Origin of the sequence: Candidatus Pseudomonas auctus, assembly GCF_048654275.1 — a bacterium.
GTDB classification, from domain to species: Bacteria; Pseudomonadota; Gammaproteobacteria; order Pseudomonadales; family Pseudomonadaceae; genus Aquipseudomonas; species Aquipseudomonas pharyngis.
Map to the genome: position 1 here is coordinate 71,041 of NZ_JBJYZK010000003.1, position 12,633 is coordinate 83,673.

At 60.1% G+C, this 12,633-nt stretch carries 13 protein-coding genes; 2 read left to right on the plus strand and 11 right to left on the minus strand.

Translation table 11 applies throughout. From position 1 onward, the window contains the following. Nucleotides 1-14 precede the first annotated feature (14 nt). The 4 genes from ACKUG4_RS06780 to ACKUG4_RS06795 all read right to left on the minus strand — a co-directional run bounded on the left by ACKUG4_RS06780 (nt 15) and on the right by ACKUG4_RS06795 (nt 2,817). Nucleotides 15-623, minus strand: coding sequence for a phage baseplate assembly protein V (locus ACKUG4_RS06780; protein ID WP_064593819.1), 609 nt, complete (start codon nt 621-623; stop codon nt 15-17). A gap of 3 nt (nt 624-626) precedes the next feature. Beyond that, the gene (locus ACKUG4_RS06785; RefSeq protein ID WP_236190249.1) at nt 627-1,148 is read right to left on the minus strand and encodes a hypothetical protein; all 522 of its coding nucleotides are present in this window, start codon (nt 1,146-1,148) and stop codon (nt 627-629) included. Nucleotides 1,149-1,221: 73 nt separating this feature from the next. Further along, complete coding sequence (locus ACKUG4_RS06790) at nt 1,222-1,560, minus strand: phage holin family protein (protein WP_064593815.1); 339 nt, start codon at nt 1,558-1,560, stop codon at nt 1,222-1,224. A 522-nt stretch (nt 1,561-2,082) separates the two neighbouring features. Continuing rightward, nucleotides 2,083-2,817, minus strand: coding sequence for a LexA family transcriptional regulator (locus ACKUG4_RS06795; protein ID WP_085612303.1), 735 nt, complete (start codon nt 2,815-2,817; stop codon nt 2,083-2,085). Between the two features lie 209 nt (nt 2,818-3,026). Between ACKUG4_RS06795 and mutS the strand changes: the two genes are divergently transcribed. Then, nucleotides 3,027-5,609 carry a DNA mismatch repair protein MutS gene (gene mutS / locus ACKUG4_RS06800; protein WP_445433698.1) on the plus strand — a complete coding sequence of 861 codons (2,583 nt, stop codon included), beginning with the start codon at nt 3,027-3,029 and terminating at the stop codon, nt 5,607-5,609. 163 nt (nt 5,610-5,772) lie between these two features. Beyond that, on the plus strand, nt 5,773-6,096 hold the full coding sequence (fdxA, locus tag ACKUG4_RS06805) for a ferredoxin FdxA (RefSeq protein ID WP_007908827.1): 324 nt from the start codon (nt 5,773-5,775) through the stop codon (nt 6,094-6,096). 489 nt (nt 6,097-6,585) lie between these two features. On the opposite strand, the gene rpoS is transcribed toward fdxA, so the two are convergent. The 7 genes from rpoS to fghA all read right to left on the minus strand — a co-directional run bounded on the left by rpoS (nt 6,586) and on the right by fghA (nt 12,624). After that, the gene (gene rpoS, locus ACKUG4_RS06810; RefSeq protein WP_007954831.1) at nt 6,586-7,593 is read right to left on the minus strand and encodes an RNA polymerase sigma factor RpoS; all 1,008 of its coding nucleotides are present in this window, start codon (nt 7,591-7,593) and stop codon (nt 6,586-6,588) included. Nucleotides 7,594-7,699: 106 nt separating this feature from the next. Beyond that, nucleotides 7,700-8,581 carry a peptidoglycan DD-metalloendopeptidase family protein gene (locus ACKUG4_RS06815; protein ID WP_085647803.1) on the minus strand — a complete coding sequence of 294 codons (882 nt, stop codon included), beginning with the start codon at nt 8,579-8,581 and terminating at the stop codon, nt 7,700-7,702. 211 nt (nt 8,582-8,792) lie between these two features. Further along, nucleotides 8,793-9,428, minus strand: a complete 636-nt coding sequence (locus tag ACKUG4_RS06820) for a protein-L-isoaspartate(D-aspartate) O-methyltransferase (RefSeq protein WP_170844894.1) — start codon at nt 9,426-9,428, stop codon at nt 8,793-8,795. A 41-nt stretch (nt 9,429-9,469) separates the two neighbouring features. After that, complete coding sequence (gene surE / locus ACKUG4_RS06825; RefSeq protein ID WP_445433699.1) at nt 9,470-10,219, minus strand: 5'/3'-nucleotidase SurE; 750 nt, start codon at nt 10,217-10,219, stop codon at nt 9,470-9,472. Then, complete coding sequence (gene truD / locus ACKUG4_RS06830) at nt 10,207-11,265, minus strand: tRNA pseudouridine(13) synthase TruD (protein WP_011332702.1); 1,059 nt, start codon at nt 11,263-11,265, stop codon at nt 10,207-10,209. The genes surE and truD overlap by 13 nt, the downstream gene beginning before the upstream one ends. After that, on the minus strand, nt 11,262-11,735 hold the full coding sequence (gene ispF / locus ACKUG4_RS06835; protein ID WP_064593803.1) for a 2-C-methyl-D-erythritol 2,4-cyclodiphosphate synthase: 474 nt from the start codon (nt 11,733-11,735) through the stop codon (nt 11,262-11,264). The genes truD and ispF overlap by 4 nt, the downstream gene beginning before the upstream one ends. A 43-nt stretch (nt 11,736-11,778) precedes the next feature. Beyond that, nucleotides 11,779-12,624 carry an S-formylglutathione hydrolase gene (fghA, locus tag ACKUG4_RS06840; RefSeq protein WP_445433700.1) on the minus strand — a complete coding sequence of 282 codons (846 nt, stop codon included), beginning with the start codon at nt 12,622-12,624 and terminating at the stop codon, nt 11,779-11,781. Nucleotides 12,625-12,633: the final 9 nt, after the last annotated feature.

Below are 12,633 nucleotides of genomic sequence, written 5' to 3' on the forward strand. Positions count from 1 at the left end.
GGGAAGCTCTTGATTCAGGGGCTGATGACGCGGCCCTGGTGATCCACCAGCGGACCGCTGAAGTGCACGCCAGAGGCGTCGATGGTCAGGCCGACGGCGCCCAGTTGCAGGTTGATCGCTTGCGGGGTCATCGCCAGCCGCGCCGGCCCAATACTCAGCTCAAGCGACTCGCGAGAACCGTTGAAGGCGGCCGGCCCGTTTTGCCAATGCAGCGTGTGCGTGGCGTCGTCGTAGCCGCTTTCGCTGCCGTCCTGATGAACACGACGAGTCAACGTCGGCACCGTCGAGGTCGGTGGAAAACGGTCACTGTTCAGGCCGAACAGCGCCACACTTTGCGCGCCGCTTTCACCGCTGCCGTAGTTGAACAGCAGACACTGTTCGCCCACCGTCGGGATCCGCGACTCGCTCTGCGCGCCGGCACTCGGGTTGAAGAACTTGATGGCCGGGGTGAGCAATCCACCGTGGCTGACCCTGCAGGTGTTACTGGCGGCGTCGACGTCCTGACAGATACCGATGCGGCAATAACTCTCGGCGCGCCGGTGCAGGTCTTCGATCTCCGCTTCCATCTCCGCCAGGCGCTCGATGATCGGACCCAGCTGCATTCGAAGTAATGCGTCGAACATCGATCAGGCCTCCAGCGAGGTGTATTGGTCGGGATCGTCGATGTCGCTGACCTCCCAGGTACGGGCGAATTTCGGTGTGCCGAGCGGGTCGTCCAGCAGGGTCGGACCGAGGTAGAGGGTCTGGTTGAAAGTCAGCGTCCAGGCTTTGCTCGGCTGATCGGCGCGGATGAGCACTGACGGCAATCCATCAATGTTCATCGGCAGATCGCATTGATCGCCGGACAGGCCCCAGCGGTTGTCGGTGACCAGATTCTTCAGGGCGGCGATCAGGTCACAGGCGGCAAACGCCGTGGCCGACAGCGCCGGAATGACTTGCAGCGACAGCGTCAGCACATGGGCAATCCGCCCGTTGGCGGCGCGCTCTCCCGGTGCATTTCGCTCGATGTCGATCAGCACCCAGGCCTTGTCGCCGGGTGCGGTGAAGTCATCGTGATTGCCGACCTGCACGTTCAGCTCGGAGCTGTTGCGCAAGGCTGTCGCCATCGCCGTGAACAGCTGCGAAGGCTGCTGGATCGGTGTGGGCATGCTTGACCTCCTTTTCTGATGTCCACGCGAAGTCCCGCCGCACGGCGTGCAGCGAGACAGGAAAGTGAAGGGGTTACTGTGAGTCGCGGGGCGGGATTTCGCAGACGCCAATGCGCTTGGCAGCCCAGCGTTCATAAAGACCGATGGCCACGTCGGCGCCGGCCATGGCCGTCAGGCAACCGATCGCGCACGCGGCCCAGATGGACATACCGGCGGCATACAGCAGCATGATCGCCGATACCCCGCAGATAACGCAGGCCCCGGAACGCAAAGCCAGACGCCGGATCAACGCCCAGCCGCGGGCGCCCTCCTTGTCAGCGCGCCACATTTCGCCGGATACGCCGCCCACCAAGGCGAGCAGAATGACCAGCCAGATCGGCATGTCCGCCAACGCTTGTTGCTCGTTTGTCATGTCACGCCTCCTGGTGTGATGGATGAATAGTGTGTGTTGGGTTCAATCGGTTTCTCTTGAGGTAGGCATTCCAAAAAGCCCGGCAGCTCGCCGGGCTTTTCAGTAATGCGCTCCTTCGCCTTCCTTCAATTCTGTGTACGTGAAGGAAGCTGACTTTTCGGCGCTACTGGCGCGGTACGAGTCCATTCAAATTGTTTTTCCGACCGCGGTCCCTGCCCGCCGGATAACTGCTTCTGGTGCTTTACGCTGCACACCCGGGTCAGTTGCCAACCCTCTGAACCGTTGAGGCCGGTTCATCGCTGCCTGTTCTTGTGGAACTAAAGAGCTGTTGTTGCCAGCCGCTTTGTCGAGCGGCTTGGTGGCAAGAATATGCATGGATGCATATACAGTCAATGCGTAAATGCATTTATTTATGCACAAGAAATGCGCGAATGCATGAAAGCCCCGCCGCTCAAGGGTTGGCCGGTTTTCTACAGGCGAAAAAAAACCCGCCGAGGCGGGTTTTGTCAGAAAGGAATCAGGTTACCGGGCGTACATGCCCCACCAGAAGACGTGACCGAGGATGACGATCTGCTCTTCCTGCATGTCCTGGAAGCTGTAGTCCTCGTCCGGGTGTTCATCGCGGTTGAAGCTGCGCAGGCGGATACCGGTAGGCAGGCGATAGAGCTGCTTCACCCGCAGTTGACCGTTGTGGTTGATCGCATAAAGGTCGCCATCAATGATGTCGCCAATCCCGCATTTTCCCGCGTTGACCCCGACCGTGGCACCGTCGCGCAGCACCGGCAACATGCTGTTGCCTCGTACCGTCACGCATTTGGCCTGATCGAACTGCACACCGTTATGGCGCAGGCTGCGCTTGCCGAAGCGCAGGCTCGAGCGCTCGCTCTCTTCAATGACGAATCTTCCTGATCCAGCAGCCAATTCAACCTCGCGAAGAAAGGGCACCGACACCTCGTCGTCATCGACGGGGGTGTCGTCGTCCCACAGGCTTATGTCCTTGAGTTCGGAATGCAACTCGTCGCGTCCGCCGTTGCTGGCGGGCGCAACATCCGCGCGCCCGCGCAACTGATCGGTGCTCACGGCGAAGTATTCGGCGATCTTCGAGATGTGTTTGTCCGAAGGATCGACGATCTTCCCGCTGAGAATCCGCGAGAGCGTGGATTGAGGCACGCCGGTGCGACGGTGAAGCTCCGTGGGGGAGATCCCGTGCTGGTCGAGCAGTGCTCTTAAGACGGTAGATACGTTGCGTTTTTGCATAACGCGCATAGTGCTTGAAGTTTTTCGCGAAGACAAATGCTGATTTGCATAAATCGTGCATAGTCGACCTTTTAAGCCAGATCGCTGTCACCCGGCCGCGATGCCTGCGTCCGACAGACCGCCCATGGTAATCTTGCGCCCATCGCGGAAAAGCCCGGCCACTGCCGCGCTTTTGCCCCACACCTTTGAACGAGTTGCCTGACAATCCGATGAATAAAGCCGTCTCCGACCTGTCCTCCCACACTCCGATGATGCAGCAGTACTGGCGCCTGAAGAATCAGCACCCGGACCAGCTGATGTTCTACCGCATGGGCGACTTCTACGAGATCTTCTACGAAGACGCGAAGAAGGCGGCCAAGTTGCTGGACATCACCCTGACCGCGCGCGGGCAGTCGGCGGGTCAGGCGATTCCGATGTGCGGGATTCCGTATCACGCGGCGGAAGGCTACCTGGCGAAGCTGGTCAAGCTCGGCGAGTCGGTGGTGATCTGCGAACAGGTCGGCGACCCGGCCACCAGTAAAGGCCCGGTGGAACGTCAGGTGGTGCGGATCATCACCCCGGGTACGGTCAGTGACGAGGCGTTGCTCGATGAGCGTCGCGATAACCTGATCGCGGCGGTGCTGGGCGACGAGCGCCTGTTCGGCCTGGCGGTGCTGGACATCACCAGCGGCAACTTCACCGTGCTGGAGATCAAGGGCTGGGAAAACCTGCTGGCGGAGCTGGAGCGGGTCAACCCGGTCGAGTTGCTGATCCCGGATGACTGGCCGAAGGATCTGCCGGCGGAAAAACGCCGTGGCGTTCGTCGCCGCGCGCCGTGGGATTTCGAGCGTGATTCGGCGCTGAAAAGTCTCTGCCAGCAATTCTCCACCCAGGACCTGAAAGGTTTTGGCTGCGAAACCCTGACTCTGGCGATCGGTGCCGCCGGTTGCCTGCTGGCGTATGCCAAGGAAACCCAGCGCACCGCCCTGCCCCATCTGCGCAGCCTGCGTCATGAACGGCTGGACGACACCGTGGTGCTGGACGGCGCCAGCCGCCGCAACCTGGAACTCGACACCAACCTGGCCGGTGGCCGCGACAACACCCTGCAATCGGTGGTCGACCGTTGCCAGACCGCCATGGGCAGCCGCTTGCTGACCCGCTGGCTCAACCGTCCGCTGCGCGATCTGACCGTGCTGCTGGCTCGCCAGACCTCGATCACTTGTCTGCTCGACCGCTATCGCTTTGAAGACCTGCAGCCGCAGCTCAAGGAAATCGGCGACATCGAGCGGATTCTGGCGCGGATCGGCCTGCGCAATGCCCGCCCTCGCGACCTTGCACGCCTGCGTGATGCGCTCGGTGCGTTGCCTGAACTGCAAGTGGCAATGGCTGACCTGGAAGCGCCGCACCTGCAACGCTTGGCGACCACCACCAGCACTTACCCGGAACTGGCCGCGCTGCTGGAAAAAGCCATCATCGACAACCCGCCGGCGGTGATCCGCGACGGCGGCGTGCTGAAAACCGGTTACGACAGCGAACTCGACGAGCTGCAATCGCTGAGCGAGAACGCCGGCCAGTTCCTGATCGATCTGGAAGCCCGGGAAAAGGCCCGCACCGGCCTCGCCAACCTGAAAGTCGGCTACAACCGCATCCACGGTTACTTCATCGAATTGCCGAGCAAGCAGGCCGAGTCGGCGCCGGCAGATTACATCCGCCGTCAGACCCTTAAAGGTGCCGAGCGCTTCATCACACCAGAGCTGAAAGAGTTCGAAGACAAGGCACTGTCGGCCAAGAGCCGTGCCCTGGCCCGCGAGAAGATGCTTTATGAAGCATTGCTGGAAGATCTGATCAGCCAGTTGCCCCCATTGCAGGACACCGCTTCGGCTCTCGCCGAACTGGACGTGCTGAGCAACCTCGCCGAGCGTGCACTGAATCTCGACCTGAATTGCCCGACGTTCGTCAGCGAACCGTGCATGCGTATCACCCAGGGCCGTCACCCGGTGGTCGAGCAAGTGCTGACCACGCCGTTCGTGGCCAACGACCTGAGCCTGGACGACCACACCCGCATGCTGGTGATCACTGGTCCGAACATGGGCGGTAAATCCACCTATATGCGCCAGACTGCGCTGATCGTGCTGCTGGCACACATCGGCAGCTTCGTGCCGGCGGCCAGCTGCGAACTGTCGCTGGTGGACCGGATCTTTACCCGGATCGGTTCCAGCGACGACCTCGCCGGCGGGCGCTCGACCTTCATGGTGGAAATGAGCGAGACCGCGAATATCCTGCACAACGCCACCGAGCGCAGTCTGGTGCTGATGGACGAAGTTGGTCGCGGCACCAGCACCTTCGACGGCCTGTCCCTGGCCTGGGCAGCGGCTGAGCGTCTGGCGCAATTGCGGGCCTATACTCTGTTCGCGACACACTATTTCGAACTGACCGTGTTGCCGGAAGCCGAACCGCTGGTGGCCAACGTGCACCTCAACGCCACCGAGCACAACGAACGCATTGTGTTCCTGCACCACGTGTTGCCGGGGCCGGCAAGCCAGAGTTACGGCCTCGCGGTCGCACAGTTGGCCGGTGTGCCAAGCGAAGTGATCGTACGTGCTCGTGAGCACTTGAGCCGCCTGGAAGATACCGCGCTGCCGCATGAGGCGCCAAAACCGGCCGTCAAGGGCAAACCGGCGACGCCGCAGCAGAGCGACATGTTCGCCAGCCTGCCGCACCCGGTGCTGGATGAGTTGGCCAAGCTGGATCTGGATGACGTCACACCGCGTCGTGCACTCGAAATGCTCTATGCACTAAAGAACCGGATCTAAGCACCGACGAACCGGATATAACGCAAACGGCTTCAAGCTGTTAGAATCTCGCGCGGTTTGGGATGCTGCTGGCTAATAGCCTGGCTGGCAGACATCGCTCCCGAACCTGGCGACCCCAACCGTGAAGGGGCAACGCTGCCGCCGCCTGAGGAGAAAATTAGAAATGACCTTCGTCGTCACCGACAACTGCATCAAGTGCAAGTACACCGACTGCGTAGAAGTCTGTCCGGTGGACTGCTTTTACGAAGGCCCGAACTTCCTGGTGATTCACCCGGATGAGTGCATCGACTGCGCCCTGTGCGAACCGGAATGCCCGGCCGTGGCCATTTTCTCCGAGGACGAGGTTCCGGAAGAAATGCAGGAATTCATTCAGCTGAACGTCGAGCTGGCCGAAATCTGGCCGAACATCACCGAGAAGAAAGAATCGCTGCCGGATGCCGAAGAGTGGGATGGCGTCAAAGGCAAGATCAAAGACCTCGAACGCTGATCTGTCCCGCGTTCGAATGAAAAGGCCCCTCGCGGGCCTTTTTGTTTTTGCGGGTTTGGCTTTTCTTCAGGCAAAAAAAGGGGCGGTTTGACCCGCCCACATTTTTTCCCTATTCCCTGTGTTCCTTTTCATCGTCCTGATGAATCGCGTCCTGCGATGTCCATTCCCCTCTTCCTTGAAGGGCGTGTCTATCCGTCGACACAACCCAGATACTAGCGAGTTCCCCGCAGGGGGCAACCGGCTCTCAGCGCATGAACCTGTTGTCATAAGCCCTTAACATTAAAAAATAACTATATAAATCAATATCTTATTGATCATCGATGAGCGCAATCGCCTTCGGCAGCAGTGTAAAAATAACGAACACTTACGATACAGTCAGCAAAGGCTTACAGCGCAAACCTACAAGGTGGGAATGCCTCCCGCTTTCAGCACACAAACAAAAAGCCCCGAACCAGTCGGGGCTTTCTGCATAGCGGTCAGGCGGGCGGCTTATTGAAACAGCGACTCGCTCGACAGGCCGTTTTTCTCGAGAATTTCCCGAAGGCGTTTGAGGCCTTCCACCTGGATCTGTCTCACCCGTTCCCGGGTCAGGCCGATCTCCAGGCCTACATCTTCCAGCGTGCTGCTCTCGTGGCCGCGCAGGCCGAAGCGGCGTACCACCACTTCGCGTTGCTTGTCGGTCAGCTCTGAGAGCCATTGATCGATGCTCTGCGACAGGTCGTCATCCTGCAGCAGTTCGCACGGATCGGTCGGACGGTCATCCGTCAGGGTGTCGAGCAGGGTTTTATCCGAATCCGGACCCAGCGAGACGTCGACCGAAGAAACCCGCTCGTTCAGGCCCAGCATGCGCTTGACCTCGCCCACCGGTTTTTCCAGCAGGTTGGCAATTTCTTCGGGTGAAGGTTCGTGATCGAGCTTTTGCGTCAGCTCCCGTGCAGCCCGCAGGTACACGTTGAGCTCCTTGACTACATGGATCGGCAACCGGATGGTCCGGGTCTGATTCATGATTGCGCGTTCGATGGTCTGACGGATCCACCAGGTCGCGTAGGTCGAGAAGCGGAAGCCGCGTTCGGGATCGAACTTTTCCACCGCGCGGATCAGTCCGAGGTTGCCCTCTTCGATCAGATCCAGCAGCGACAGCCCCCGATTGACGTAACGCCGAGCGATTTTGACCACCAGCCGCAGGTTACTTTCGATCATGCGCTTGCGCCCGGCAGGATCGCCACTTTGCGACAAGCGCGCAAAATGAACTTCTTCTTCCGGGGAGAGCAGAGGGGAAAAGCCGATTTCGTTGAGGTACAGCTGCGTGGCATCAAGTGCCCGAGTGTAATCGATGTACTTATGTTGTTTAAGTGAAGCGGAGTGTTTGGATTTGGCACGAACGGAAGGTGGAGCAGCCCCTTCATCATTCGACATCGAATCCGAATCGATGCCGGTCTCCATCAGGAGAACCTCATCGTCGATGTCAAACTCCGGCACTTCTTTACTGAGAGCCATTGTTATAGTCCTTTGGTGAGTTCGACCCCAAGCTCAAGCGACGCCTTTATCCTTGGCAACGCTGGAGCCTGTCCCCTCTACGTGACGGAACAGGCTGGTCTGCAAATCAACGTCTTGGCAGGAACTGCAGCGGATCTACAGGTTTACCTTGTCGGCGAATCTCAAAATGCAGTTTCACCCGGTCTGTACCCGTTGACCCCATTTCGGCAATTGTCTGTCCGACCTTGACCTGCTGCCCCTCCCGTACCAACAGCCGACGGTTGTGTCCGTAAGCACTGACGTAGGTTTCGCTGTGTTTGATGATGACCAATTCGCCGTAGCCCCTTAAGCCACTCCCGGCGTATACCACCGTCCCATCAGACGCAGCTAAAACAGGCTGTCCCAAATCTCCGGCGATATCAATTCCTTTATTCAAACTACCGTTTGAAGAGAATTTTCCAATGAGAATGCCATTAGATGGCCATCCCCAGCCGGTCGGGGCTGGGCCCGGTGGAGGCAGTGGAGCGGGTGTTGACTTGTTGGCGACGGACGGTACAACCGTCGTTGAAGCCGCGCCGGAACCCGTGGTTGTGGTGGTTGTCGTGCCATTTGCCTGGCGCCGGATAACCGTGGTTTTGCTGGACGAAGACGCTGAAGAGCCGGAGTTGCTGACGACCGCCGTCGACGTTGAACCGGTACGGCCGTCGAAGCGAATCGTCTGACCCGGATGTATCGTGTATGGCGTAGGAATATTGTTCCGGGCGGCGAGGGCTTTGTAGTCCCAGCCGTAGCGAAAAGCGATGGAAAACAGGGTATCGCCCGGACGGACTACATACTGCCCGGTCGTCACGACCGGACGCTGGGCCACCGTATTGTTGCGATCGACGACCCGAACGTTGCTCGATTTTGTGCTGGAGCAACCGACCAGCAAGGTGCTCAAGACAAGGCCAGTCACCAGGCGCTGAAAGCTCGTGTTACCCATACGCTGCGCAATGACTGTGAGACTCACCCGCCGCTCCCTTTGTGGTGGCTGAAAAATGTGGAATACCGATTCCGGCATGAAACTTCGCAAGTATAACGGGCGCAACCGGCTTTACCTTTATAGAAGCGCTATCGCTCGGCGCACACGTTTGCTTGTAGACGATCCGTCCTGTTTAAACACTCGCTGCCGCTGTAAGACAGGCACGCGCGAAAGGAATTCAGCGGCTTCGAACAAATGCTCAGGCCAGCGGGCCATTAAGCAATGGCACGAAACGCACCGCCCCCAGAACGTGTCGGGAGAAGCCGTTTTCTTCACGCACGATCAGCATCAATTGCTGCACTTCACCAGAGCCGACCGGGATCACCATCCGCCCGCCCGGTGCCAGTTGGTCGAGCAACGCCTGAGGCACGTCGGTGGCGACTGCCGTGACGATGATGCCGTTGTACGGCGCCAGCGCCGGCCAGCCTTCCCAGCCATCGCCCCAGCGAAACACCACGTTGCGCAAGTTGAGCTCGACCAGGCGTTCCTTGGCCCGATCCTGCAGCACCTTGATGCGCTCGACCGAGAACACCCGCTCGACCAGTTGCGATAGCACCGCTGTCTGGTAACCGGAACCAGTGCCGATCTCCAGCACTTTATCCAGCGGCCCGGCCTCCAGCAGCAGCTCGCTCATGCGCGCCACCATATAAGGCTGGGAAATGGTCTGGTTGTTGCCGATCGGCAGCGCGGTGTCCTCATAGGCCCGGTGCGCCAGCGCTTCATCGACGAACAGGTGCCGCGGGGTGCGACGGATCACTTCCAGCACGCTGGCGTTGGAAACGCCCTCTTCATACAGACGCTGGATCAGGCGCTCACGGGTTCGCTGGGACGTCATCCCGATGCCGCTGCGCAGCCTGTCGTCTTGTTCACGAGCCATTAATTGAGCCCCTCCAGCCAGCCGTCGAGACCTCTGAAGGCATCATTGAAGGTGCGATCGAGCTGCAACGGAGTGATGGATACGTAACCCTGCATCACCGCATGGAAATCGGTGCCCGGCCCGCCGTCTTCCGCATCACCTGCCGCTGCAATCCAGTAACCGGCCTTGCCGCGCGGGTCCACGACTTTCATCGGCGCCGCCGCACGGGCGCGATGGCCGAGACGGGTCAGTTGAATGCCGCGAATGTGATCGATCGGCAGATTCGGAATATTCACGTTCAATACCGTGCGCGGAGGCAGATCGAGCCCGGCATGGGCTTCGACCAGTTTGCGCGCAAAGTAGGCGGCCGTGGGCAAGTTGTCGACCTGCCGCGAAACCAGCGAGAAGGCAAACGACGGGCGCTCGAGAAAGCGGCCCTCGAGGGCGGCTGCCACGGTCCCGGAATACAGCACGTCATCACCCAGGTTGGCGCCCAGGTTGATCCCCGACACCACCATGTCCGGCTCACGTTCAAGCAAACCGTTGAGGCCCAGATGAACGCAGTCGGTAGGCGTGCCATTGAGGCTGATAAAGCCGTTGGCCAGGTATTGCGGGTGCAACGGACGATCGAGTGTCAGCGAACTGCTGGCACCGCTCTTGTCCTGTTCCGGGGCGATAACCACGCACTCGGTGTAATCCGCCAGCGCAGCATAAAGCGCGGCAAGACCGGGCGCAGTCACCCCATCGTCGTTAGAAATCAGAATACGCATGGGCTGTCCGTCTGCCCCACCGGCACCAGATCAACGAGTTCGCGCACCAATACGGTGGCGAAGCATCCGGCCGGGAGGACGAATTCCAGTTGCAGAATGTCAGGCTCGGGATAATGCCACGTCAACCCGCCAATGGGCAGCCGCAGGATGCGACGTTCGTGGCTCATACCGGCATTAATCAACCAATCGCGCAGATCCGCCTCGCGTGCGGCAATCCCCTGCTCCAGATCATGGACAACCCCGGCCGCCGGCGAGTCACCTTCGCCCCACTGCGGACCGGTCGGGTGCAGGTCGAGAATCGCCAGACGCGGATCACTGCACTCGGCTTCACCGGCCGGGAAAAAGCTGCGGCTATCGGTGAACGCCAGCAGATCGCCGACCTGGGCACGCTGCCAGGTGCCATCGGCGACCCGTGCTGCGAGCACCTGATTGAACAGAAAACTGCGCGCGGTCGACAGCAGGCGCGAGCGCACATTGCGCTGCTCCGGCAGTGCCTTGCGCGCGGCCCAGGAGCGGGCATCGACAACGTTGCCACCGTCATGGCCGAAACGCTGGGCGCCGAAGTAATTCGGGATGCCCTGTTTGGCAATCAGTTGCAGACGCTCGTCGATGGCGGCCTTGTCGCCATTGAACTGAGTCAGACGCAGCGTGAAACCGTTGGCCGAATGCGCACCGCGTTGCAGCTTGCGCTTGTGGCGAGTGGTCTTGAGGATTTTCAGCGTGTCGTTTTCCGCCGCCGACAGATCCGGATCGGCCTTGCCCGGCAATTGCACGCTGAACCACTGGCGGGTCAGCGCCTGACGGTCTTTCAGACCGGCGTAACTCACCGTGCGTAGCGGCACGCCGGCGGCCTTGGCGATACGGCGTGCGGCCTCTTCTGTATTCAGGCCGCGCTTTTCGACCCAGATCCACAGGTGCTCGCCGTCACCGCTGAACGGAATGTCGAGGACTTCATCGACCTGGAAATCTTCGGCGATGGCTTTCAGGACCGCGGTGCCGAGGGCATCGCCATAGGCCCGCGGGCCGAGCAGTTGCAGTTCGTTCATGCGCGCAGCAACAAGGCAACGGAATGCACGGCGATGCCTTCTTCGCGACCGACGAAGCCGAGCTTCTCGGTGGTGGTGGCTTTCACGTTCACTTGATCCGGTTCTACTTGCAGATCCGCGGCAATCAGCGCGCGCATCGATTCGATATGAGGGGCCATTTTCGGCGCCTGGGCAACGATGGTGTTGTCGACGTTGCCGACCTTCCAGCCTTTGGCGTGGATCAGACTGACCACGTGACGCAGCAGCACTCGGCTGTCGGCGCCCTTGAATTGCGGGTCGGTATCCGGGAAATGCTTGCCGATATCACCCAGCGCAGCCGCGCCGAGCAAGGCGTCGCTCAAGGCATGCAGCAGGACGTCACCGTCGGAGTGAGCGAGCAGCCCGAAGCCGTGTGCGATTCGCACGCCGCCCAGAGTAATGAAATCGCCTTCAGCGAAACGGTGCACATCATAGCCGTGGCCAATACGCATAAAAAAACGCCCCGAATTTTGTCAGGGCGTGATTCTACCTGCATTAGGCCTTGAGGGCGCGCGCGTGATGCTGCAAGTGGTCGTCAATGAAGCTGGCGATGAAGAAATAGCTGTGGTCGTAGCCCGGTTGCAGACGCAACGTCAGCGGGTGGCCCGCTTGTTTTGCGGCTTGTTGCAGGGCTTCCGGTTTGAGTTGGGTGGCGAGGAAATCGTCGCGGTCACCCTGATCGACCAGCAGTGGCAGTTTCTCGTCCGCTTCGGCGATCAGTGCACAGGCATCCCACTCGCGCCACTTCGAACGGTCTTCGCCCAGATAGCGGGAGAACGCTTTCTGGCCCCACGGACAATCAATCGGATTATTGATCGGCGAGAACGCTGACACTGACTCATAACGCCCCGGATTGCGCAACGCACAGACCAGCGCACCGTGACCACCCATGGAATGGCCGCTGATGCTGCGTTTGTCCGACGCCGGGAAATGCGCTTCAACCAGTGACGGCAATTCCTGCACGACGTAGTCATGCATCCGATAGTGCCGCGACCACGGTTCCTGCGTGGCATTCAAATAAAACCCTGCACCGAGACCGAAATCCCAGGCCCCGTCGGGATCACCCGGTACATCCGGGCCGCGCGGACTGGTGTCAGGTGCCACGATGATCAGCCCCAGTTCAGCCGCCATGCGCATGGCACCGGCCTTCTGCATGAAGTTCTCGTCCGTGCAGGTCAGGCCCGACAGCCAGTACAGCACCGGCAACTTGCCGCCCTGCTCTGCCTGGGGCGGCAGGTACACGGCGAACACCATGTCACAACCGAGCACTTCGGAACGATGGCGATAGCGCTTGTGCCATCCGCCGAAACTCTTCTGACAGGAGATGTTTTCCAGACTCATGTAGGACTC